26 protein-coding genes are annotated in these 23270 nt (G+C 46.6%); 18 read left to right on the top strand and 8 right to left on the bottom strand.

From position 1 onward, the window contains the following. The first annotated feature begins 74 nt into the window (after positions 1-74). From D8S93_RS22795 to D8S93_RS22780, 4 genes are all read left to right on the top strand, one after another. On the top strand, positions 75-1286 hold the full coding sequence (locus D8S93_RS22795; protein WP_005397689.1) for an aspartate aminotransferase family protein: 1212 nt from the start codon (positions 75-77) through the stop codon (positions 1284-1286). Positions 1287-1395: 109 nt separating this feature from the next. After that, positions 1396-2415 (top strand): arginine N-succinyltransferase, encoded by a 1020-nt coding sequence (gene astA / locus D8S93_RS22790; RefSeq protein ID WP_005397686.1) that lies wholly within the window; start codon positions 1396-1398, stop codon positions 2413-2415. A gap of 28 nt (positions 2416-2443) precedes the next feature. Further along, a complete protein-coding gene (astD, locus tag D8S93_RS22785) occupies positions 2444-3901 on the top strand; it encodes a succinylglutamate-semialdehyde dehydrogenase (protein ID WP_152815679.1) in 1458 nt (485 codons plus the stop codon). Between the two features lie 249 nt (positions 3902-4150). Next, entirely contained in the window at positions 4151-4942 is a 792-nt protein-coding gene (locus D8S93_RS22780) for a DUF1338 domain-containing protein (RefSeq protein WP_152815676.1), read from the top strand. Positions 4943-5087: 145 nt separating this feature from the next. Here the strand turns inward: D8S93_RS22780 and crp are convergent, their stop codons facing one another. The 6 genes from crp to D8S93_RS22750 all read right to left on the bottom strand — a co-directional run bounded on the left by crp (position 5088) and on the right by D8S93_RS22750 (position 10700). Further along, positions 5088-5720, bottom strand: coding sequence for a cAMP-activated global transcriptional regulator CRP (gene crp, locus D8S93_RS22775; protein ID WP_005381432.1), 633 nt, complete (start codon positions 5718-5720; stop codon positions 5088-5090). 240 nt (positions 5721-5960) lie between these two features. Continuing rightward, positions 5961-6830, bottom strand: a complete 870-nt coding sequence (locus D8S93_RS22770) for a phosphoribulokinase (RefSeq protein WP_005397679.1) — start codon at positions 6828-6830, stop codon at positions 5961-5963. Between the two features lie 124 nt (positions 6831-6954). Further along, entirely contained in the window at positions 6955-7167 is a 213-nt protein-coding gene (locus tag D8S93_RS22765; RefSeq protein WP_048626696.1) for a YheU family protein, read from the bottom strand. A gap of 33 nt (positions 7168-7200) precedes the next feature. Continuing rightward, a complete protein-coding gene (locus D8S93_RS22760) occupies positions 7201-8208 on the bottom strand; it encodes a hydrolase (protein WP_046874535.1) in 1008 nt (335 codons plus the stop codon). An 87-nt stretch (positions 8209-8295) separates the two neighbouring features. Continuing rightward, positions 8296-8784, bottom strand: a complete 489-nt coding sequence (locus D8S93_RS22755; protein ID WP_005397673.1) for a TIGR02444 family protein — start codon at positions 8782-8784, stop codon at positions 8296-8298. After that, the gene (locus D8S93_RS22750; RefSeq protein ID WP_053807775.1) at positions 8781-10700 is read right to left on the bottom strand and encodes an ABC transporter ATP-binding protein; all 1920 of its coding nucleotides are present in this window, start codon (positions 10698-10700) and stop codon (positions 8781-8783) included. Before D8S93_RS22750 ends, D8S93_RS22755 begins: the two co-directional genes overlap by 4 nt. Before the next feature lie 209 nt (positions 10701-10909). On the opposite strand from D8S93_RS22750, the gene kefG reads away from it, so the two are divergent. From kefG to D8S93_RS22725, 5 genes are all read left to right on the top strand, one after another. Next, positions 10910-11503, top strand: coding sequence for a glutathione-regulated potassium-efflux system ancillary protein KefG (gene kefG / locus D8S93_RS22745; RefSeq protein WP_005397668.1), 594 nt, complete (start codon positions 10910-10912; stop codon positions 11501-11503). Next, positions 11487-13283 (top strand): glutathione-regulated potassium-efflux system protein KefB, encoded by a 1797-nt coding sequence (gene kefB, locus D8S93_RS22740; RefSeq protein WP_152815673.1) that lies wholly within the window; start codon positions 11487-11489, stop codon positions 13281-13283. The genes kefG and kefB overlap by 17 nt, the downstream gene beginning before the upstream one ends. A gap of 33 nt (positions 13284-13316) precedes the next feature. Continuing rightward, positions 13317-13517, top strand: a complete 201-nt coding sequence (locus tag D8S93_RS22735; RefSeq protein ID WP_005381449.1) for a YheV family putative zinc ribbon protein — start codon at positions 13317-13319, stop codon at positions 13515-13517. Between the two features lie 92 nt (positions 13518-13609). Continuing rightward, positions 13610-14146, top strand: coding sequence for a peptidylprolyl isomerase (gene slyD / locus D8S93_RS22730; RefSeq protein WP_047010415.1), 537 nt, complete (start codon positions 13610-13612; stop codon positions 14144-14146). Positions 14147-14276: 130 nt separating this feature from the next. Next, on the top strand, positions 14277-15218 hold the full coding sequence (locus D8S93_RS22725; protein ID WP_152815670.1) for an isoaspartyl peptidase/L-asparaginase family protein: 942 nt from the start codon (positions 14277-14279) through the stop codon (positions 15216-15218). A gap of 84 nt (positions 15219-15302) precedes the next feature. Here the strand turns inward: D8S93_RS22725 and D8S93_RS22720 are convergent, their stop codons facing one another. Then, entirely contained in the window at positions 15303-15530 is a 228-nt protein-coding gene (locus D8S93_RS22720; protein WP_005381455.1) for a SlyX family protein, read from the bottom strand. After that, a complete protein-coding gene (locus D8S93_RS22715) occupies positions 15527-16513 on the bottom strand; it encodes a WD40 repeat domain-containing protein (RefSeq protein WP_085344619.1) in 987 nt (328 codons plus the stop codon). The genes D8S93_RS22720 and D8S93_RS22715 overlap by 4 nt, the downstream gene beginning before the upstream one ends. 128 nt (positions 16514-16641) lie before the next feature. Between D8S93_RS22715 and fkpA the strand changes: the two genes are divergently transcribed. The 9 genes from fkpA to D8S93_RS22670 all read left to right on the top strand — a co-directional run. Continuing rightward, positions 16642-17424 carry an FKBP-type peptidyl-prolyl cis-trans isomerase gene (fkpA, locus tag D8S93_RS22710; protein WP_005397659.1) on the top strand — a complete coding sequence of 261 codons (783 nt, stop codon included), beginning with the start codon at positions 16642-16644 and terminating at the stop codon, positions 17422-17424. Positions 17425-17567: 143 nt separating this feature from the next. Next, complete coding sequence (locus D8S93_RS22705) at positions 17568-18290, top strand: transcriptional regulator (protein WP_031780643.1); 723 nt, start codon at positions 17568-17570, stop codon at positions 18288-18290. Beyond that, entirely contained in the window at positions 18287-18682 is a 396-nt protein-coding gene (gene tusD / locus D8S93_RS22700) for a sulfurtransferase complex subunit TusD (RefSeq protein WP_046874531.1), read from the top strand. Before D8S93_RS22705 ends, tusD begins: the two co-directional genes overlap by 4 nt. Beyond that, positions 18679-19035, top strand: coding sequence for a sulfurtransferase complex subunit TusC (gene tusC, locus D8S93_RS22695; RefSeq protein WP_005397648.1), 357 nt, complete (start codon positions 18679-18681; stop codon positions 19033-19035). Before tusD ends, tusC begins: the two co-directional genes overlap by 4 nt. A gap of 7 nt (positions 19036-19042) precedes the next feature. After that, on the top strand, positions 19043-19318 hold the full coding sequence (gene tusB, locus D8S93_RS22690) for a sulfurtransferase complex subunit TusB (protein ID WP_047010412.1): 276 nt from the start codon (positions 19043-19045) through the stop codon (positions 19316-19318). 177 nt (positions 19319-19495) lie between these two features. Beyond that, entirely contained in the window at positions 19496-19870 is a 375-nt protein-coding gene (gene rpsL / locus D8S93_RS22685; RefSeq protein ID WP_004399892.1) for a 30S ribosomal protein S12, read from the top strand. 101 nt (positions 19871-19971) lie between these two features. Further along, entirely contained in the window at positions 19972-20442 is a 471-nt protein-coding gene (gene rpsG, locus D8S93_RS22680) for a 30S ribosomal protein S7 (protein WP_005382796.1), read from the top strand. Positions 20443-20517: 75 nt separating this feature from the next. Then, entirely contained in the window at positions 20518-22617 is a 2100-nt protein-coding gene (gene fusA, locus D8S93_RS22675; RefSeq protein ID WP_319803071.1) for an elongation factor G, read from the top strand. 153 nt (positions 22618-22770) lie between these two features. Beyond that, the coding region (locus D8S93_RS22670) for a GTP-binding protein (protein ID WP_319803070.1) at positions 22771-23270 on the top strand (500 nt) is incomplete at its 3' end.

Here is a 23270-nt window from a genome sequence, read left to right as displayed (position 1 = left end):
CATTATTTGCTGGCAAAGAGAGCCGGTTAAATTCGCTTATCTGCTACGCATGCGGTATCAAGAAGGAATGTGCAATGACAACGGAAATTAAAGTAGAGCGCGGTTTATTCGATGAGGTAATGGTACCTTGCTATAACCCGATGGAAATGATCCCTGTTAAAGGTGAAGGTTCACGTGTTTGGGATCAGGAAGGTAATGAATATATCGACTTTGCTGGTGGTATTGCAGTGAGCTGTCTTGGCCATTGTCATCCAGTAATGGTAAACGCATTAACAGAGCAAGCTAACAAGCTTTGGCACTTAAGTAACGTGATGACGAACGAACCAGCACTTCGTCTGGCGAAAAAGCTAACAGAAGTGAGCTTTGCTGAGCGCGTATTCTTTGCTAACTCTGGCGCAGAAGCGAACGAAGCGGCACTTAAGCTGGCACGTCGTTACGCTGCTGACGTACATGGTGCTGAGAAATCAGAAATCATCGCATTCAAACAAGGTTTCCACGGTCGTACGTTCTTCACCGTAACGGTTGGTGGTCAAGCGGCTTACTCTGACGGTTTTGGTCCTAAGCCTGGTGACGTTACCCACTTACCTTACAATGATATCGAAGCACTACAGGCACACATGTCTGATCGCACATGTGCGGTGATGATGGAGCCGCTACAAGGTGAAGGCGGTATCGTGCCACCAACGCCTGAGTTTGCTCAAGCAGTACGTGAGCTGTGTGACAAACACAACGCGCTACTGATCTTCGATGAAGTGCAAACCGGTAATGGTCGTACAGGTAACTTCTACGCTTACCAAGGTTTAGGTATTACACCTGATATTCTAAGCACCGCGAAATCACTCGGTGGTGGTTTCCCAATCGGTGCAATGCTGACTACTGCAAAATTAGCAGAGCACATGAAAGTCGGTACGCACGGTTCAACATACGGCGGTAACCCACTCGCGTGTGCTGTAGCAGAAGCAGTTGTGAACGAAGTTACTAAGCCTGAAGTGTTGGCTGGTGTGCTAGAACGCGAAGCGATGTTCCGCGAAGGTCTAGAGAAGATCAATGCTAAGTACAACATCTTCTCAGAAGTGCGCGGTCAAGGCCTATTGCTTGGCGCTGCACTGAATGAAGAATGGCAAGGCCGCGCACGTGATGTTCTCGTCGCTGCAGGCAAACAAGGTCTCATGGTATTGGTTGCGGGTGCCAATGTCGTACGTTTCACACCATCACTCGTTATCACACAACAAGAAATTGAAGAAGGCTTGGCGAAACTGGATAAAGCGATTGCGACTTTAGTTTAAGCGCGATATCAGTTTCAACGTCAACGCAGACACCCCCGTCAAGGATCTCTGATGGGGGAATTGTTCCTACAATATAGTTAGGATCTTCTTGCATCTGGAGGGAGTATTGATGCTAGTAGTTCGCCCTATCGCGATGTCGGATTATGACGCGCTGCACACTTGTGCGGTGGAGTCTGGTCACGGATTTACATCTCTACCGGTTAACGAAGAACTGTTAACCAATCGAATCAAACACTCAGAGTACAGCTTTGGTAAGCCAGATGTGGCAGAACCAGGTGATGAAGGCTACCTGATGGTCGGCTTTGACTCTGAAACGGGTGAGGTTGCGGGTACCACCGGAATCGAAGCATCTATCGGCTGGGATGTCCCATTTTACTCGTATCACATTAGTAAAGTGGTGCACTCGTCACCAAAGCTTGGCGTCAATAATGTCGTCAAACTGCTTACTTTTGGTAATAACTACACGGGTAACAGCGAAATTTGTACCTTGTTCTTGCGTGAGAAATTCCGCCAAGGTCTGAATGGTCGTCTAATGTCGAAGTGTCGTTTCCTCATGATGGCTGAGCACCCAGAGCGTTTCTCTGAAACGATCTTTGCGGAGATGCGTGGTGTTTCAGACGACGCAGGCAACTCGCCGTTCTGGCAATGGTTACAAGAGCATTTCTTCTCCATCGATTTCACGCTTGCAGATTACCTGACAGGTATCGGCAAGAAAGGCTTTATTGCTGACTTAATGCCGAAGCTGCCTATCTACATCAACCTGTTGAGTCCAGAAGCGCAAGCGGTCATTGGTCAAGTGCATGACAATACTCGCCCAGCATTAAAGCTGCTTGAGCGTGAAGGCTTCACTAACCGTGGCTACGTGGATATTTTCGATGCGGGTCCAACCGTTGAATGTGACTTACGCAATATTGAATCGGTACGTCACTCGTTCCGTGCGCAAGTGAAAATTGCACAACATAGCAGTACGCAAGACTTCTTGATGTGCAACTCATCGTTCGAAAACTTCCGCGCAGCAGTCACCAAAGCGGCGTATGACGCTGAAACACAAAGCGTCATGATCGCACCAGACGTTGCGGATGCACTTTTGGTTGAGGAAGGGGATTTTGTTCGCCTTCTTCCGCAGTAACAGACGACAGAATTTAAGGATAGAAACAATGACACATTGGATTGCAGGTGAATGGGTACAAGGTCAGGGTGAAGCATTTACGTCTCTGTCACCTTACAACCAAGAAGTGATCTGGCAAGGCAACGGTGCAACGGCAGAGCAGGTGAATCAAGCGGTATCTGCAGCGCGTGAAGCGTTTATTGACTGGAAAAAACGCCCATTTGCAGAGCGTGAAGCGATCGTGTTGGCTTTTGCTGAGAAAGTAAAAGAGAACAGCGAAAAAATCGCCGAAGTCATTGCCAAAGAAACTGGTAAGCCAATTTGGGAAACGCGCACTGAAGCAGCGGCAATGGCAGGTAAAATTGCAATCTCTATTCGTGCTTACCATGACCGCACTGGTGAAGCGAGCCGTGAAGCGGCGGGCAACCAAATTGTGTTACGTCATCGCCCACTGGGCGTGATGGCGGTATTTGGGCCATATAACTTCCCTGGTCACCTACCAAATGGTCACATTGTGCCTGCGTTACTAGCGGGTAACACCGTTGTGTTCAAGCCATCCGAGCAAACGCCTTGGACTGGCGAGCTAGCTATGAAACTTTGGGAAGAAGCAGGTCTGCCGAAAGGCGTGATCAACCTTGTCCAAGGTGCGAAAGAAACCGGTATTGCGCTTGCTGATGCGAAAGGCATTGATGGCGTACTGTTCACGGGCAGCGCGAACACAGGGCATGTATTGCACCGTCAATTTGCGGGTCAACCAGGCAAAATGTTAGCACTAGAAATGGGTGGTAATAACCCGATGGTGATCTCTGATAAATACGGTGATTTGGATGCCACGGTGTACACCATCATCCAGTCAGTGTTTATCAGTGCCGGGCAGCGTTGTACGTGTGCTCGTCGTTTGTATGTGCCATTGGGTGAGAAAGGCGATGCGCTTATCACCAAGCTCGTCGAAGCGACGAAGAATATTCGCGTAGACCAACCATTTGCAGAGCCTGCGCCATTTATGGGGCCGCAAATCTCCGTTGCCGCAGCCAAGTTCATTCTCGATGCACAAGCGAACCTTCAATCACTTGGTGGTGAAAGCTTGATTGAAGCTAAAGCAGGAGAGGCGGCGTTTGTTTCTCCGGGCATTATTGATGTAACGAACATTGCTGAGCTACCAGATGAAGAGTACTTCGGTCCACTTCTGCAAGTGGTGCGTTACGAAGGGCTAGAAAAAGCCGTAGAACTGGCGAACGACACGCGCTTTGGTCTCTCTGCTGGTTTAGTTTCAACTGACGACCAAGAATGGGAATACTTCGTTGACCATATTCGTGCAGGGATCGTGAACCGTAACCGCCAGCTCACTGGTGCAAGTGGTGATGCGCCATTTGGTGGTCCTGGTGCGTCAGGTAACCTACGTCCAAGCGCTTATTACGCAGCAGACTACTGTGCGTACCCGATGGCATCAATGGAAGGTCAAGAGACTATCTTGCCTGCAACATTAAGCCCAGGTGTGGCGCTATAAGTTTTAATAACAGAGTCGCAACCATGTATTGCGGCTCACCTTGCCGGCGAATCATTTAGGTATGGGTTGTAGTGATCGTTGGCAGAACACGGAAAGTGAGCAAAGACTCGGAAAAGCGTGTTGACTGACTGGCATTTACCGTCACAGGTTGATGGCTGCTCGTTCATTATTTTGGACAACTTTTCGTTGTGAACGAGCAGTCAACTTCCGCTTACCTTTTAACTCTACATCTCGTAACAAGGAGTCGTTATGACGCCCGATGTGTTATTTGAATCGCTATGGCAAGATTACATTCAACGTCTTTGCCCTTCTGCTGCGAAAGTACATCAGCTGCTTCAAGAAGATGAGCCTCTGATTAATGATCATATAGCTTTACGTACCTTCAATATTGCGCCTCTTGGTATCGAAACCTTAGCTAAACCATTTGTAGCCATTGGCTACCAGGCATGTGGTGACTACGTTTTCAAAAGTAAAAAGCTGGTTGCTAAACACTATGAGCACCCTGATCCGAAGCAACCTAAAGTCTTTATTAGTGAGCTAAAAGTTGAGGAGTGTTCACCTGAGCTGCAAGAGATTGTGAAAAAGCTGGTGGCACAAGTCGATGCAGGCAAGCTGAACGATAGCGCATTCTTACATGGTGGACGCTTGTGGGATTTAAGCTTTGCTGACTACCAAACGTTGGCTAAAGAAAGTGAATATGCATCTTGGTTGGCTGCGCATGGTTACGGCGCAAACCACTTCACGGTGAGCGTTAACCAGCTCAATGAATACGAAGAAGTGAAGCAAGTAAACGATCACTTACGTACGGCCGGATTTACCATTAATGAAAACGGCGGGGAAGTGAAGGGCACTCCTGAGGTGCTGCTAGAACAATCATCGACCATGGCGGATAAAGTGGCGGTTCGCTTTAGCGAAGGCACTGAAATTATCCCTGGTGGCTTTTACGAGTTTGCTAAGCGCTACCCGATGGAAAATGGTGAGCTGTACCCAGGTTTTGTGGCGGCTTCAGCGGACAAAATCTTTGAAAGTACGAATGGCTAACTTTTAGGGTGAACCTTTCGACTAACCAACTTGCTCATTAGTCTTTTGTTGCTCTGAGCTCAATGTGGTTACAAGACAAATAAAAAGCCACCAATGTCGCCATTGGTGGCTTTTATAATTTTGTTCGCGTCACTCTGGTTTGAGATTAACGAGTACCGTAAACCACGATAGTTTTACCGTGCGCAGAGATTAAGTTCTGCTCTTCTAACATTTTCAAGATACGACCTACTGTCTCACGAGAACAGCCAACGATTTGACCGATTTCTTGACGAGTAATCTTGATTTGCATGCCGTCTGGGTGAGTCATTGCGTCTGGTTGTTTTGCAAGGTTCAGAAGCGTCTGAGCGATACGACCAGTTACGTCTAGGAACGCTAGGTCACCCACTTTTTGGCTAGTTACTTGAAGACGACGAGCCATCTGCGCAGAAAGGCGCATTAGGATGTCTGGGTTTACTTGGATAAGCTGACGGAATTTCTTGAAAGAAATTTCAGCAACTTCACAAGGAGATTTAGCACGAACCCAAGCTGTGCGCTCTTGGTCTTCCTCGAATAGACCAAGTTCACCAATAAAGTCTCCTTGGTTTAGGTAAGAAAGGATCATCTCCTTACCTTCTTCGTCTTTGATAAGAACCGCAACAGAACCTTTAACGATGTAGTACAAAGTTTCTGCCTTTTCGCCCGCGTGAATTAGCGTGCTCTTTGAAGGGTACTTATGAATATGACAGTGTGAAAGAAACCACTCTAATGTTGGGTCGGTTTGAGGTTTACCTAGAACCATAATATCTCACTTCCTCTGCAGGGTACGCTTGCGCTATCCATATTTTAGCTAAGCCTGAATTAGGCCTACTAGAATAAGAGCACTTTTTATATGCTGCAAGCTCTCTTGTGTTTCGGTAAGAAATAGTATCCTTTTTCGAAAACGATTTCTTGATTTTAATCGTGCCATGATTGAGATTTTGTAAGCAAAACTGTGCACATGATCACGGTATGAAAAGTAAACATCTTCGCAGGCAGGTTTTTAGCCAATTTTCCCTGTTTCGATGAGCTGTTGTAGGATAGGCCGAACTATGAGCTCCATTGCAAAGCTCATCTTACCGCCTGGCACGACAATCGTGTTGTGGCGTGACATGAATGAGCCATCAATCATAGCTAGGAGATATGGGAAGTCGACTTTCTTTATCCCACGCAAGCGAATTACGACAAAGCTCTCATCTAGGCTTGGGATACCTTTCGCGTTAAGTGGGTTAGAGGTATCGACCGTTGGGACGCGCTGAAAGTTAATATGAGTGCGAGAAAATTGCGGAGTGATGTAGTTAAGATAATCGTCCATCGAGCGCACGATAGAATCCATTACTGCTTCTCGTGAATGACCGCGGTCACGAGTATCACGCACAAACTTTTGGATCCACTCTAAGTTTACGATTGGTACCATACCAATCAAGAAATCCACATGCTGCGCAACATTAACATCGCCATCCACAACACCGCCGTGCAAGCCTTCATAGAAGAGAACGTCACTGTTCTCCGGTAAGTCCTGCCACGGTGTGAAGGTTCCAGGCATTTGATTATAAGGTACGGCCTCGTCAAAGGTGTGTAGGTAGCGACGTACGCTGCCTGCGCCATCGTGACCATATTTACGGAAAAACTCTTCCAATCCTGGAAAGTCATTAGCTTGAGGGCCAAAGTAGCTAATGTGTCGACCTTGCTCGCGCGCTTTACGGATTTCTATATCCATTTCAGGGCGAGTAAAGCGATGGAAGCTGTCGCCTTCAACCCATGCGGGTTTAACGTTCATCATATTGAACATCTTACGGAAGGCTTCAGATGTAGTGGTCGTGCCGGCACCGGATGAACCAGTAACCGCAATAATTGGGTGTTTAGCTGACATGACAAACCTTGTCGAAAATTACTTACCTGTAATGTGCAGTAGGCTGCTACTGCACGGTCGATAACCCACTATAGCACGTAACAATGCCTTGTCATTGAGTGGGGTACGGTAAAATGTGAAGGGTCTAAAATTTTGTTTTTACCTGAATATCGACGGTTTCGTGCAGTTCAGAGAACACGATAACCGCTTCGCCTTTTTCTAATTGAGTTTTTACTTGATCCACTTTGTCTTGCAAAGAAATCTCGACGGTTCCGTAATCCGTGCCTTCACGTAAGACGAATTCACGAATTAAGTTTTCCAATGTTTCTGGCGCAATGTCTTGCCATGGAATGATCATAAATACCTCGAACTTTTATGATGAGCGGCTAGTTTACTGCTTTCGCTGCTTGGATACAGCAGAAAGGTAATCTGCGGCAATACTTTCGTAATACGCTGGCAGCGCTTCTTCCAACCAAAATTTCGGCTTGAGCGCTGAACCTGTAAGGAAACCAACATGCCCACCGTGCTCAAAGAGACGGTAATCAATATTATCTGGCAGAACAAATTTCGGGATCACATCGTCGGTCATGAATGGATCGTCTTTGGCGTGAATGATCAGTGTCGGTAGCGTGATCTGTTGTAATTTACTTAAGCCAGAACATTGATCGTAATAATCTTGTGCGTCTTTAAAACCGTGCAGTGGTGCCGTGATCAAATCATCGAATTCATACAATCGTGTGACACGTTTTATTGAGTTGTAGGACAAAGCGAGCTCGCCATGCAACAAGTGATGTTTTTGCAACGCGTTGCGTTTGAGCGAAGAGAGCAGGTAACGGCGATACACTTTCGAAAAGCCTTGTTCAATACGGTTCGCACACGCTGCTAAGTCTAAAGGTGCTGAGATAATGGTCGCCGCATTCAAAATGGGGTGGTCTTTGTATTGGGCTAAATAATTCGCCAACATGTTACCGCCAAGAGAAATGCCAACCGCAACTTTGGGGTTATCAGGAAAGCGTTGCTCAAGGTGCTCTAAGAAGTGGCGGGCGTCAGTCACTTCACCAGAATGATAGGCGCGAGCTTTCTTGTTTGGCTTACCGCTACAACCGCGGAAATGCATCATCACCGACAGCCATCCGGATTGAGCAAATGCATTCATTAGGCCATTGGCGTAAGGGCTATAGAAGCAGCCTTCTAGTCCATGAAATAAAACAAAAATCGGCTTTTTTTGCGCAGGTTCTTGGGTTGGGTCCTCGCTCCATGCGAGATCGAGAAAGTCTCCATCGGATGTATCGAGGGTTTGCCAAATCGGCGTAAACAACGCTTTTTTGCGAATAAAACGCGGTAAAAGCGTTTGAAGATGCGGGTTTTTGATCCCGGCGGCTGCGAAAAATTGTGTCATACCTAACTGCTCTTATGCGGTTCTTCGGTGTCAGTTGAAGAACTTATTAATATAATCCTTTATAAAGATTATAGGTATTCTACAGATTTATGGGCGTTTTGGTGGGTGAATGTTTGGCACCGGAATAGCAAAGGCCTGTTGCAAATGCTCACCACCAAGTTGACGACAGTATCTCAGCGTGAGTGGGGCGCCATCATTTTTGACCAGCGTGAGCGAGTTAATGCAGTTCACCAAATCCGCTTGTTGCTGCTTTTCTAGTTGCAGCTCAAACTGCAAGGTTTCACGATATAAAGCGTCATTGACTTGAGACTTAAGATGGCGACGTAAGTCGCGAAAAGAGTGCAGTAAGGTTTCGCTTCGGCCCAGACAGCTTTGCACCAGAGGCCAGTCTTTTTCTTGGAAAATGAGTTGCTGCTCATCGAGCCATCTGAGCAGCAGGAGTAGGTTCACGTTGCCGTGATAATTGTTCTGTAATGATAAACACGCTTCTTTCACTTCTCGCACACCATAAAATTGCAGACTGAACTGCCAAAGGTGTTCTAGGGTGAGTGTGTATTCAGCGTGTTGATTACTCATTGATTAAACTCTAGCTCCATCTGCTCCAGTTCTTCCTGAGCAGACATCCATTCCATTTCAATTTCTTCGAGCTCTGCCTTACTAGAAGCTTGAAGAGCCAGCACTTGGTTAAGTTTAGCTTTATTTTCGGCTTCATACAGTGAGTTATCTGCCAATTGTTCTTCAGCTTCGGCCAGTGCAGCACCTAACTTATCCATTTTATTTTCTAATTGTGTCAGCGTTTTGCGAATTGGCGCCGTCTGCTTACGAAATTCTGCATCGCGACGTTTCTGCTCTTTTTTCGCTGCCGCGCTGTTGGCGCTATCTTTGGCTGGCTGTGCGGCTTGTGCTTCTTTGCGTTCCGCTCTTTGTTGCTCGGTTAACCACTTGTAGTAGTCGTTTAAGTCACCATCGAACGGCGCAACTTGACGATCGTGCACCAAGTACAAGTCATCGGTTGTAGCACGCAATAGGTAACGGTCGTGCGAAACAATCACCATTGCACCTTCGAACGTTTGCAGGGCCATCGTCAATGCCTGACGCATGTCCAAATCCAAGTGGTTGGTTGGTTCATCAAGTAGCAACAGGTTTGGCTTTTGCCACACAATTAAGGCCAGCACTAAACGGGCTTTTTCACCACCCGAAAACGGCGCGACTTTCTCCAGTGCTTTGTCGCCTTGGAAGCCAAAGCTGCCCAGGTAATCACGTAGCTGTTGTTCGGTTTGATCCGGCGCGATCTGCATCATGTGTTGCAGCGGCGTTTCCTCTGGGTGCAGCGTTTCTAATTGATGCTGAGCAAAGTAACCTATTTTTACGCCTTGTGAGTAGGTCAGATCGCCACCTTGCGCGTTAAGCTCACCAGAGAGTAATTTGATTAAGGTCGATTTACCCGCGCCATTACGGCCGAGCAGACCAATGCGACTGCCAGGAACCAAGTTCAAGCGGATCTTCTCTAAGATCAGGTTGTCACCGTAGCCTGCCGATACTTCATCCATCATCATGATTGGGTTTGGCAGCGCCGCGGGCTCACGGAATTGGAAGCTAAATGGGTTATCGAATTGAGCGGGTAACACTTTCTCCATGCGCTCCAAAGCTTTAATACGGCTTTGAGCCTGGCGTGCTTTAGAAGCTTTATAACGGAAACGGTCGATGTAGCTTTGCATGTGCGACATCTGTTTCTGTTGCTTCTCGAACATCGCTTGCTGCAGCACCATTTTTTGCGCTCGTTGGTTTTCGAACGACGAATAGTTACCCGTGTATTCGTTCAATTGTTGGTTTTCGATGTGAATAATACGGCCAACAATGGGGTCAAGGAAGTCACGGTCGTGCGAGATCAGGATCAGTGTGCCTGGGTAGTTTTGTAGCCAACGTTCAAGCCACATCACCGCGTCTAAGTCCAAGTGGTTGGTTGGCTCATCGAGTAGCAATAAGTCAGAACGGCACAATAGCGCTTGAGCTAAGTTAAGGCGCATACGCCAACCACCTGAGAATTGAGTCAAACTCCAACTCATTTGCTCTTGGCTGAAACCTAAACCGTCGAGCAATTCTGCCGCGCGAGCGCGAATGCTATAACCGCCGATGGTTTCAATTTTACCGTGGATCTCGGCAACCAAGGTGCCGTTGTCTTGTGATTCCGCTTCAGCCAACTGCTTTTCGAGCGCTCGGTACTCGCGATCACCATCAATGACGTATTCCAGTGCAGTGCGCTCTAGCGCAGGCGTTTCCTGTGCGACCCAGGCCAACTCCCAATGTTGAGGTTGGCTAAATGAGCCTGCATCAATCGACAGTTCATCTTTCAGCAATGCAAATAGCGTTGATTTACCGCAGCCGTTTTTGCCCACAAGGCCGACTTTATCGCCAGGATGGATAGTCGCTGAAGCTTGATCTAAAAGAGGTTTACCGCCACGCAGTAACTGAATATCAGAGAAGGTAATCATAAAGTTTTCATTCACTTTGCGCAGTGCGCGTTGCTTGGTTACATAGCGAAGTGGTTTCAATCGTTTTTAAAGCCACTTGGGTATATATCTAGCGGTGAATAGTAGGGGTATTGGCCGGAAAAGTCGATTGATTCGCTTTAATTGCATTATGCTGTACAAAAAAGTATAACAATTTGATAACGGATAAAAATAACCACAAGGACGACCATTTGGCTGTTGCACCGTCTATTCTCCCAAGAGTTCTGGTCATTTATGCTCATCCAGAGCCACATAACTCGATTGCTAATCAAGTGATGATTAAAAAAGCTCAGTCGCTTGAACACGTCACTGTGCACGATCTTTACGGTGTTTACCCTGACTTCTTTATTGATGTGAATTACGAACATGAGTTGTTGCTCACGCATGATGTGATCGTGTTTCATCACCCGCTTTATATGTATTCATGCCCAGCCCTGTTAAAAGAGTGGTTGGACCGAGTGCTGGGCAAAGGTTTTGCTTTTGGCGGAGGTTCGGCGCTAGAGGGAAAATACTGGCGCAGTGTGATTACAACGGGGGGGAAAGAAGAGGCCTTTAGCGCGAAGGGGTACAACAAATATCCATTAGAGCAAATCTTACAACCGTTTGAACTGACGGCTGCCCTGTGTCAAATGCACTGGATTGAACCTTTGGTGTTGTATTGGTCGCGTAATGTCTCGGATATTGAGCGGTATGAGCACGCCGAATTGTATCGTCGGTGGTTGAACAACCCACTTGAAAACTGGGAAGCAACAGACCAAGGAGGTCAGTATGGCGATAACCAGTGAGTTTCTTCAAAGTAGCGTGGTCTTTCTCTCGGCTGCGGTTATCGCGGTGCCGATTGCTCAGCGTCTCGGACTTGGCTCGGTTTTAGGTTATTTACTTGCCGGTGTGTTGATTGGCCCTTGGGGTCTTGGCTTAATCAGTGATGTTGATGCTATTTTGCACTTTGCTGAACTTGGGGTCGTGTTGTTACTGTTCTTGATCGGCCTTGAACTAAATCCTAAAAAACTGTGGCAAATGCGAGGACCGATTCTAGGCTTAGGCGGCGCGCAGGTGGTGGTTACGACCGCCGTGCTGGGCAGTGTCGTCAGTATGTTCGGCGTAAGCATGCAAGTGAGTTTGGTGATTGGGATGGGGTTGGCGCTGTCCTCGACGGCAATTGCTCTTAAAGTGATTGAAGAGCAAGGGCTCAATGGCACCGAAACGGGTCAGTCTGGTTTTGCAGTATTGCTCTTTCAAGATATTGCCGTGATCCCAATGTTGGCAATGTTGCCCTTGCTTGCTGGCGGGCAGAGTGGCGGTAGTTGGTTGGATGTCTTCACGGTATTAGGCAGTGTGGTGGCCCTGTTGATTGGTGGCCATTTCTTATTGCGTCCACTATTTCGTTTTGTTGTGATGAGCGGCGTTCGTGAGCTCTTTACCGTCGCCGCATTGTTGGTTGTGCTTGGGATTTCTGTCGTGATGCAAAAGCTTGGGCTTTCTATGGCTCTAGGAACTTTCTTAGCCGGCGTTCTGCTGGCTGAGAGTGAATATCGACATGAATTGGAAATCGCTATCGAGCCGTTTAAAGGTTTGTTGTTGGGGTTGTTCTTCATCGCGGTTGGCATGGCGGTAAATTTGGGGTTATTGGCATTACACCCTTTAGAGATTCTGGGCGCGGTGGTGGCTTTGGTGGTGGTTAAGGGCTTGGTTTTGTATGCATTGGCGAGAGCTGCCCGTGTCGGAGCAAAAGCGAGAAGCCGTATGGCCGCGATTTTAAGCCAAGGTGGTGAGTTTGCCTTTGTCATATTTACCGCAGCGAGCCAAGAGGGCATTTTATCCAAAGAGCAAGTGGCGTTTTTGTTGGTGGTGGTCAGTTTATCCATGGTGACGACACCACTTTTGCTGATGGGACAAAAAAAATGGTTTGCTCATACCCTGAATCAAGAAGAAGAGGGCATGACCACGAAAGTAGTGGATCGTCGGCCACGTGTGATCATTGCAGGCTTTGGACGTTTCGGTCAGATCGTCGGACGTTTAATGTATGCCAATAAAATCAAAGTGACGGTATTAGAAAGTGATGCCAGCCAAATCCACCTACTGCGCAAGTATGGTTACAAAGTGTTTTATGGCGATGCTACCCAAATTGATCTTTTGCGGGCTGCTGGCGCAGATAAAGCAGAAGCATTGATCATTTGTACCGATTCACCTGATGAGGTGATGGCCATCGTTGATATCTGCCGCGTGCACTTTCCGAAACTTAAGTTGCTAGCCCGAGCAAGAAGCCGTGTCGAGGCGTATCAGTTAATGAGCCACGGTGTCGAGAATTACTCTCGTGAAACATTTTTAGGGGCATTGGATCTCGGTCGCCAAGCGCTCGTAGAACTTGGTATGCACCCTTATCAAGCAAAGCGGGCAGAAGCACATTTTCGTAAGTTAGATAATGCTATGCTTAAGGACTTATTGCCTCAGCACAATGAAGATAAGAAATTGGCTCAGAGAGCGAAAGAGGCACGCAAAGAGCTAGAAGAAATTTTTGGTCGTGAGATGGAGAGCGACCATCAGTCACCTAATCATTGGAAGTAGTACTTGAGCCAAGACTCAAGCTAAGGAAATAGCGTGAAAATCAAGAAACGTTTTATTGCCGGCGCTAGCTGCCCAAATTGCAGCCAGCAAGATACCCTGCGCTGGTGGATTGAAAATAATATCGAGTTAGTTGAGTGTGTCGAGTGTGAGTTTACTGAGCAGCGTAAACCGCAATCTGTAGAGAAAAATAAACACTCAGATCAGGAAATGATCGGAATTTTTAAGCCGGAATAATTGAACTTCGATAATTGATCCCCATAATACACCCAGATATCTCAGTACTTAACCCCATTCAGGTTAAGTCAATTAATCTCCCTGGAGTTAGTATGAAAATTGAAAAGAACGTTGTTGCAAGCCTTGCATACAAAGTAATGTTGGAAGACGGTGTGGTTGTTGATCAATCAACTGCAGAAGCGCCTCTAGATTACCTTCACGGTCACAACAACCTAATCACTGGTCTTGAAAAAGAGCTTGAAGGTAAAGTGGCTGGCGACAAGTTCTCAGTAACGGTAGCTCCTGAAGAAGCTTACGGCGAGCACAACGATGCGCTAGTACAACGCGTTCCTGCGGATGTATTCCAAGGCGTTGACCAAATCGAAGTGGGCATGCGCTTCCTAGCTGACACTGACCAAGGTCCAATCCCTGTAGAAGTAACAGAAGTTGACGGCAACGAAGTGGTTGTTGACGGTAACCATATGCTAGCTGGTCAAACACTAACTTTCGAAGTAGAAGTTATGTCTACACGTGAAGCAACAGCAGAAGAGATCGAACACGGTCATATCCATCAAGCTGGTGGTTGTGGTCATGACCATGATCACGACGATGAAGGCTGCTGTGGCGGCGGTAGCTGTGGTTCTCATTAATCACAAGCTCCTTCACTAGATAATCTTATCTAGTAAAGCTTTGAAAAGCGCAAGTTGAGGTTTCAACTTGCGCTTTTTGTTTATCTAAGGTGTAGTGCATAGAAGAAAAGAACAACTCATGGAAAAAGCGATGACAAAACCTTTCTCGATTGCGATTCATGGTGGCGCAGGCACCATTTTACGTGAACAGATGAGCAATGAATTTCAGCAATCCATCTTGGCTGATTTGGAAGCGTCGGTAAAAGCCGGCCATCAAATTCTTGAGGAAGGCGGCGACGCTTTGGATGCAGTTGTTTCTGCAGTAAAAGTGTTGGAAGACTCGCCTAACTTTAATGCTGGTAAAGGCTCGGTGCTGACCAACAACGAAATGGTAGAAATGGATGCCTCTGTCATGGATGGTCGAAACCAAGCCGCAGGCGCGGTCGCTGGTGTTCGTCATATCAAGAATCCAATTGAGCTCGCTCGTGACGTAATGCGAAACAGCAATCACGTGTTGTTGGTGGGTGAGGGCGCAGAGAAGTTTGCTTTTGAACAAGGCCATGAGTATACCGAACAGGATTACTTCTTTACTGATCGCCGTTATGAGCAGTTGCTGTCTATGCGTGAGAAAGGGCTGTTTGCTTTGTCGGAATCTCGCTACCCAGATGATCGTAAACATGGCACCGTCGGAGCCGTAGCGTTGGACCAACAAGGTAACTTAGCAGCTGCAACCAGCACGGGTGGCGTAACGAATAAGCAATACAATCGAGTTGGGGATTCGGCTTTGATAGGCTGTGGCACGGTGGCCGAAAATGGCGTTGTCGCAGTTTCAACTACGGGTGTCGGTGAGTTTTTTATCCGTAAACGTGTCGCAGAAGACGTCGCCGCGCGGATGCGTTACTTACAAGAAGATATTCATACTGCTTGTGAGCATATTATTCAGGGGGAACTGAAAGAGATGGGCGGCGAAGGCGGTTTAATCGCAATTGACGCGCAAGGTGAGCTGCACTTTGCGATGAACAGCTCTGGTATGTACCGAGCTAGCATCAATACTCAAGGCGAGTTGAGCGTCAAAATCTACGCTGACGAATAGCTTCCTCTTGAGCCACCTTCTTAAGTAATCAATACAACAAAGCCCAGAATATGTTCTGGGCTTTGTGCTATTTGAGCCTGCATTTTAATAATGCGGTGGTGGGGTTTCTTCTGACGGATCGGCTAAATTCGACGAGTCCATATTTTTTACTTTACCTACCACATATTTCATCTGATCGAGCATCTTGGTAATTTGCAGTTGCTGCTGCGATAAGGCACCGTTCAGATCTTCAATAGTCTGTTCTTGGAACGCAAGCTGACATTCTAAGTCATTAATGCGTGCTTCCAATTGCTGAATGATTTTTTCTGTCATGATCCGTTCTCTAACTGCCAAGCTTGGGCAATACCTGCTGAAGTAGCAGTAATTACGCGTTGTTTTGAATCAAAGGCTGCATCATACACGACCGCACGGGGAGGGCGAGTGTCTTTTTTGGGCTCCACTTCAAATCCACTCATTCGTTGTCCGGTTTGAGTATCCCATATTGAAACGCGGCCAGAAGGCGTTCCTGTCACTAACTGAGTTCCGTCATCAGAAAATCGCGCAGTAGAGAAGATCAATTGGCGCGACCAACTGCTCAACTGTGTGACTTCTTGTCCAGTTTTTAAATCCCAAATTACCGCTTGGTTTCCGCCATCGGATGTCATTGCTAACTTGCCATCTCGTTGCAGGGCAACACGAACAACCCGTTGTTCATGTTCGAAGGTCCGCAGCACTTGTCCGGTTTCGGTGTCCCACAAATACGCTTTGTAGTCATTACCACCAGTCAGTGCGAAGCGGCCATTAGGAGAAATGGCGACGGAATTGACTTTTTCACGATGCGCAAGGAACTCCAAGCGACGTCCGGTGACTAAGTTGACGTAAATTGCTTTACCGTTGGATAACCCGAGCAGAACTTGTTCACCGTTACTGGTGATATCAACGTCGCGAATGAGCGCATCAGAAATAGACCAAAGGCCTTCGGATTGCGTCCAGCCTAAGTCCCAAACTGCGAAGTTCATTTGGCTCGCTGTGACTGCATAGCGACCATTGTCTGAGATACGAATATGGGATACCACGTTGGCATCGGCATCGAGCTCACCCAGGTTGGCTAGTTGTTCATTTTGCTCTAGGTCCCACAACATCAAATGGTGTTGCTGAGAATAGAGCAGAGCAAATCGTCCATCTCTGCTAAGTGCGAAGCTCGTCGCACCCTGAGGCTCTATCGGCCAACGCTGCACTTCACGCTCGGCGAAAAAGCAACCATTTAACGTGGTGATGACAATTAAATATAGGAATAAATGAGAAATTCTTTGCATCACATCTAATAATCCGGTTTGTGTCTTAAGACATATAGCTAGTATATTGGTATAACGATTGTCTTCACTAGTCTCATAGAAGATTTGTGCACAACAACCAATGGCAAAGCCATTATTGGGAGAATTTAATGAAATCAGTTTTAAAAGTGTCGCTACTTGCTGCAACAGTTATGCTAGCGGTAGGTTGTCAGAAAGAAGAAACTAAAACAGAAGCCGCACCTCAAGCAGAACAAGTTCAAGCAGAAACCGGTAAAGCGGTTCACTTTAAAACCGACGACGATAAAGCGGCATACGCAATCGGTGTTTCATTTGCTAATTACCTAAGCACAAGCATCGACAAGCCAAGCGAAATCGGCATTAATCTTAACAAAGACTTGGTACTAAAAGGTATCGAAGACGTCTTCAAAGGCAATGCTGAATTGAATGAAGAAGAAACACGTGCAGCACTAGAATCTCTAGATAAGCGTGTTGCTGAAAAGATGCAAGCACAAGCGGCTGAGAAAGCCGCTGAAGCAAAAAAAGCTGGCGATGATTTCCGTGCTGAGTTCGAGAAGCAAGAAGGCGTAGTGAAGACAGATACAGGTCTTCTATACCAAGTTATTACTCCAGCTGAAGGCGAGAAGCCAAAAGACACTGATACGGTTCAAGTACATTACAAAGGTACGCTAATCGATGGTACGCAATTTGATAGCTCTTACGATCGTGGTGAACCTGCAACATTCCCACTTAACCGTGTAATCCCAGGTTGGACAGAAGGTGTTCAGCTAATGCCTGTGGGTTCTAAATTCAAATTCGTTATCCCGCCAGAGCTAGCATACGGTGACCAGGACACACCAAGCATTCCTGCTAACTCAACGCTAGTATTTGAAGTTGAGCTGCTAAAAGTCGAGAACGACAACGCAGAGCAATAACAATAAGCAGCGATAAGTTATTGAAAAAGGTCCGTTTAACGGGCCTTTTTTGTTCTAGGTCACTAGTTGGTGAGTTTGCTAGGTTGATTTTCAAATTTTCTGATAAACTTACACCAATTTGTTGATTTTTCGCTCGAAGGCTTATGACAACTACAGAAACAATAAACGCGGAGATGCTGCTCGAAATGGAATCCGTTAACGTGATGCCGTTTACCGAGCACGACAAAATCATTTTAAGATCTTATGAGGCGGTCGTTGATGGTATCGCCAGCCTGATAGGTCCCTTTTGTGAAATCGTTCTTCACTCGCTAGAAGACTTAAATACCTCTGCAATTAAAATCGCTAACGGTGAAAACACGGGTCGCCAAGTCGGCTCACCGATCACTGACTTAGCGCTTAAAATGCTAAAAGACATCGAAGGCTCGGAGCGCAACTTCTCACGTTCGTACTTTACCCGTGCAAAAGGTGGCGTGTTGATGAAGTCGATCACTGTCGCCATTCGTAATGGTGAAAATCGCGTTATTGGTTTGTTGTGTATCAACGTCAACTTGGACGCGCCCTTCTCGCAAGTCCTTCAATCTTTCATGCCAACGCAAGAAGCAAAAGAAGCGGCTTCCTCGGTTAACTTTGCTAGTGACGTAGAAGAGCTGGTGGACCAAACTGTTGAACGCACCATCGAAGAGATCAATGCGGATAAATCCGTATCGAACAACACCAAGAATCGCCAAATCGTGATGGAATTGTACGACAAAGGCATCTTCGATATTAAAGATGCCATCAACCGCGTTGCAGATCGTCTTAACATTTCAAAACACACCGTCTACTTATACATTCGTCAACGTAAAACCGAGGACGATGAAAAGTGAGTAAACTGACTTACACGTTGGTGGTGAACGGTCCTGTTTACGGTAGCCAGTCAGCGCGCAGTGCTTATCAGTTCGCCAAGGCGGTGATTGAGCAAGGCCATCAGTTAGTGAGCGTTTTCTTTTATCAAGAGGGCGTGACCAATGGTACTGCTTTGAGTGTGCCTGCCAACGACGAATTTGATCTCAATAAGGCATGGCAATCTTTGGCAAAAGAGCATGGTGTTCGTCTAGAAACTTGTGTTGCTGCAGCTTTGCGTCGCGGGATCGTAAGTGAAGAAGAAGCGAATCAACATGGTTTGGTCCAGAGCAATCTAGCGGAAGGTTTTGAGCAAGCCGGCTTAGGTAGCTTAGCCGAAGCGATGTTAACCCAAGACAGAGTGGTACAGTTTTGAGTCAGCTAACTTATCTATTTCGTAGCGCACCGCATGGCAGTGCGGCTGGTCGTGAAGGTGTGGATGCACTGTTAGCTGCATCGGCTTACTGTGAAGATATCAGCGTCATTTTCATGGGAGATGGGGTTTACCAGCTTCTACTAGGACAAGAGCCGAGTAAGATCTTGAGCAAAGATTATGCGCCGATGCTGAAGCTTTTCGATTTATACGATATCGAACAAGTCTTTGTGTGCTCAGAGTCATTAGCTCAGCGAGGTTTGGCTCAAGCGGACTTAGTCATTGAAGCTCAAGCGTTAAGCTCAGAGCAGCTCAAAGATAAGTTGCAACACGCTGGCAAGCTACTGTCTTTTTGAGGAAGTTATGTTACACATCATAAAAACGGTCTCTGCTCTAGAAGACGCCATGCCCTTATGTAATGTACAGGATGACATCTTACTTATAGAAGATGCCGTGTACGCTGCTAACTCGCAGCATAAAGCGTTTTCCCACCTAAAAAACCGCAGTGTATTTGTGCTAGAGAGCGATATTCACGCTCGCGGTATTGCGAATCGTATCAGTCCATCACTGACGATCGTGAATTACTCAGGCTTCGTTGAGCTCACAGTTAAACAGGATAAATCGCTTACTTGGGATTGAACGTGATTTACTGTCGCTAAAGCTTTACGGATGAATTGTCCTAATTGAACAAAAAAGATCCGTATATTTCTTGACACACCTCTCACTGCTGCATAGAATTTTGCGTCCCTAACTGCAATGGTAGTTGGGGATAGATTTTTCACAAAGCTTACTTTCAAGTAAATCAGGAGCTAGTTAATGGCAACTATTAACCAGTTGGTACGTAAGCCTCGTGCAAAGCAAGTTGTTAAAAGCAACGTGCCTGCACTAGAAGCGTGCCCACAAAAACGTGGTGTATGTACTCGTGTTTACACTACTACACCTAAAAAACCTAACTCAGCACTTCGTAAAGTTTGTCGTGTACGTCTGACAAACGGCTTCGAAGTTACATCGTACATCGGCGGTGAAGGTCACAACCTTCAAGAGCACAGTGTTGTACTAATCCGTGGCGGTCGTGTAAAAGACCTTCCGGGTGTACGTTACCACACTGTTCGCGGTGCACTTGACTGTGCTGGCGTTAACGACCGTAAACAAGGTCGTTCTAAGTACGGTGTGAAGCGTCCTAAGTCTTAATGGATTCCGTTAAGTAAGGCCAAACACTAAATTATTTTTAATTTTTTGAAAAAACTGAAAAGTTTTGGATAAAACCTGAAGAAGACAACGGAGATAAATCCATGCCACGTCGTCGCGTCATTGGTCAGCGTAAGATCCTTCCAGATCCAAAATTCAAATCTGAATTGCTGGCAAAATTCGTTAACATCCTAATGGTTGACGGTAAAAAATCTACTGCAGAGAAAATTGTTTACACTGCACTAGATGCTATGGCTGAAAAGTCTGGTAAAGACCACTTAGCTATTTTTGAAGAAGCTCTTGAAAACGTACGCCCTGCGGTAGAGGTTAAATCTCGCCGTGTTGGTGGTTCAACTTACCAAGTTCCTGTAGAAGTTCGTCCGGTTCGCCGTAACGCACTTGCTATGCGTTGGTTGGTTGAAGCTGCGCGCAAGCGTGGTGAAAAATCTATGGCTCAACGCCTAGCTGCTGAAATGCTAGACGCGTCTGAGAACAAAGGTACTGCTGTTAAGAAACGTGAAGACGTTCACCGTATGGCAGATGCGAACAAAGCATTCGCTCATTACCGCTGGTAATACCTTCTGTGCTGCGAGGTTCTCTCGCAGCACTTTTCTATACTCTAAGGTACACCTTAGTAAGAGGATACAATCGTGGCTCGTAAAACTCCTATTGAGCGCTACCGTAATATCGGTATCTGTGCTCACGTAGATGCAGGAAAAACAACCACAACTGAGCGTATTCTGTTCTACACTGGCCTTTCTCACAAAATCGGCGAAGTTCACGATGGTGCAGCAACCATGGACTGGATGGAGCAGGAGCAGGAACGTGGTATTACTATCACTTCAGCTGCGACTACTACTTTCTGGCGTGGTATGGAAGCACAATTCCCAGAGCATCGCGTAAACATCATTGATACCCCTGGACACGTTGACTTTACTATCGAAGTAGAGCGTTCTCTTCGTGTACTTGATGGTGCTGTGGTTGTGTTCTGTGGCTCATCTGGTGTTGAACCTCAGTCTGAAACTGTATGGCGTCAAGCGGACAAGTACCACGTTCCACGTATGGTATTTGTGAACAAGATGGACCGTGCAGGTGCAGACTTCCTACGCGTTGTGGACCAAATTAAAAATCGTCTTGGTGCGAACCCTGTTCCTATCCAGCTAAACGTTGGTGCAGAAGAGAATTTCAAAGGTGTCATCGACCTTATCAAGATGAAAATGATCAACTGGAATGAAGCCGATCAAGGTACTTCGTTTACTTACGAAGACATTCCTGCTGACATGATCGAACTTGCTGAAGAGTGGCGCAACCATATGGTTGAATCGGCTGCTGAAGCTAGTGAAGAGCTGATGGACAAGTACCTTGAAGAAGGTGAGCTGACTGAAGCTGAGATCAAACAAGCGCTACGTATTCGTACACTAAATAACGAAATCGTGCTTGCCACTTGTGGTAGTGCGTTTAAGAACAAAGGTGTTCAAGCGGTACTAGATGCAGTGATTGACTTCTTGCCATCGCCAATCGATGTTCCTGCGATTAAAGGTATCGATGAAAAAGAGAATGAAGTTGAGCGTCACGCTGACGACAACGAACCATTCTCTGCGCTAGCATTTAAGATCGCGACTGACCCATTCGTGGGTACGCTAACGTTCATGCGTGTTTACTCTGGTGTTGTAAACTCCGGTGACGCTGTTTACAACTCTGTAAAAGAGAAGAAAGAGCGTTTCGGTCGTATCGTTCAGATGCATGCGAATAAGCGTGAAGAAGTGAAAGAAGTTCGCGCTGGTGATATCGCTGCTGCTATCGGTCTGAAAGACGTAACAACAGGTGACACACTGTGTGATCAGAACCACAAAGTGATTCTAGAGCGCATGGAATTCCCTGAACCAGTTATTCAGATTGCTGTAGAACCTCGTTCTAAGGCAGACCAAGAGAAAATGGCTATCGCGCTAGGTAAACTGGCTGCGGAAGATCCATCATTCCGCGTGGAAACGGACGACGAATCAGGTCAGACTCTGATCTCAGGTATGGGTGAACTTCACCTAGACATTATCGTTGATCGTATGAAGCGTGAATTCAGCGTTGATTGTAACGTTGGTAAACCTCAGGTTGCTTACCGTGAAACCATTCGTGGTAAAGCGGAAGTTGAAGGTAAGTTTGTTCGTCAATCAGGTGGTCGTGGTCAATACGGTCATGTGTGGGTCAAACTTGAGCCTTCTGAACCTGGCGAAGGTTTCGTATTCGTAGACGAAATCGTGGGTGGTGTGATTCCTAAGGAATACATCAGTTCGGTATCGAAAGGTATTGAGGAACAAATGAATAGTGGTGTTCTAGCGGGTTACCCTGTACTAGATATTAAAGCTACACTATTTGATGGTTCTTACCACGATGTAGACTCAAGCGAGATGGCGTTTAAGATCGCTGGCTCGATGGCATTCAAGAAAGGTGCACTAGAAGCACAACCTGTGATTCTAGAACCAATGATGAATGTCGAAGTAACCACTCCGGAAGACTGGATGGGTGACGTTGTTGGTGACCTAAACCGTCGTCGCGGTATCATTGAAGGCATGGACGAAGGTGTGGCTGGTCTTAAGATCATCCGTGCTCAAGTACCACTATCTGAAATGTTCGGTTACGCAACTGATCTACGTTCTGCAACTCAAGGCCGTGCGTCTTACTCTATGGAGTTTCACGAGTACGCTGAAGTGCCGAAAAACTTCGCAGATAAAATTATTGCAGAGCGTGGTTACTAATTGACGATTGAACTACAAAAAGTTTACGACTTTTTGCGAGATCAGGGCGTCCAAATATTGCGCTAACGGGCGTTGGCGCATAAAATAACAATTTCTGGCGCGTCGTCGATCAATAATGATCACGACGAATCATAACTAGGAAGGAACACGATCGTGTCTAAAGAAAAATTTGAACGTACGAAACCGCACGTTAACGTTGGTACTATCGGCCACGTTGACCACGGTAAAACAACTCTAACTGCAGCTATCTGTACTACTCTTGCTAAAGTTTACGGCGGTGTAGCTAAAGACTTCGCATCTATCGATAACGCTCCAGAAGAGCGTGAGCGCGGTATCACAATCGCAACTTCTCACGTTGAGTACGACACTCCAACTCGTCACTACGCACACGTTGACTGTCCAGGACACGCGGACTACGTTAAAAACATGATCACTGGTGCTGCACAGATGGACGGTGGTATCCTAGTTGTTGCTGCGACAGATGGCCCAATGCCACAAACTCGTGAGCACATCCTACTAGGCCGTCAGGTTGGTATCCCATACATCATCGTATTCATGAACAAATGTGACATGGTTGACGATGAAGAGCTACTAGAACTAGTAGAAATGGAAGTTCGTGAACTTCTATCTGAATACGATTTCCCAGGTGATGA

This window comes from Vibrio sp. VGrn 2, assembly GCF_009361695.1.
Lineage (GTDB): Bacteria > Pseudomonadota > Gammaproteobacteria > Enterobacterales > Vibrionaceae > Vibrio > Vibrio diabolicus.
Note: the sequence above shows the minus strand (reverse complement) of the source record. Positions and strands in the feature narration are given on the sequence as shown.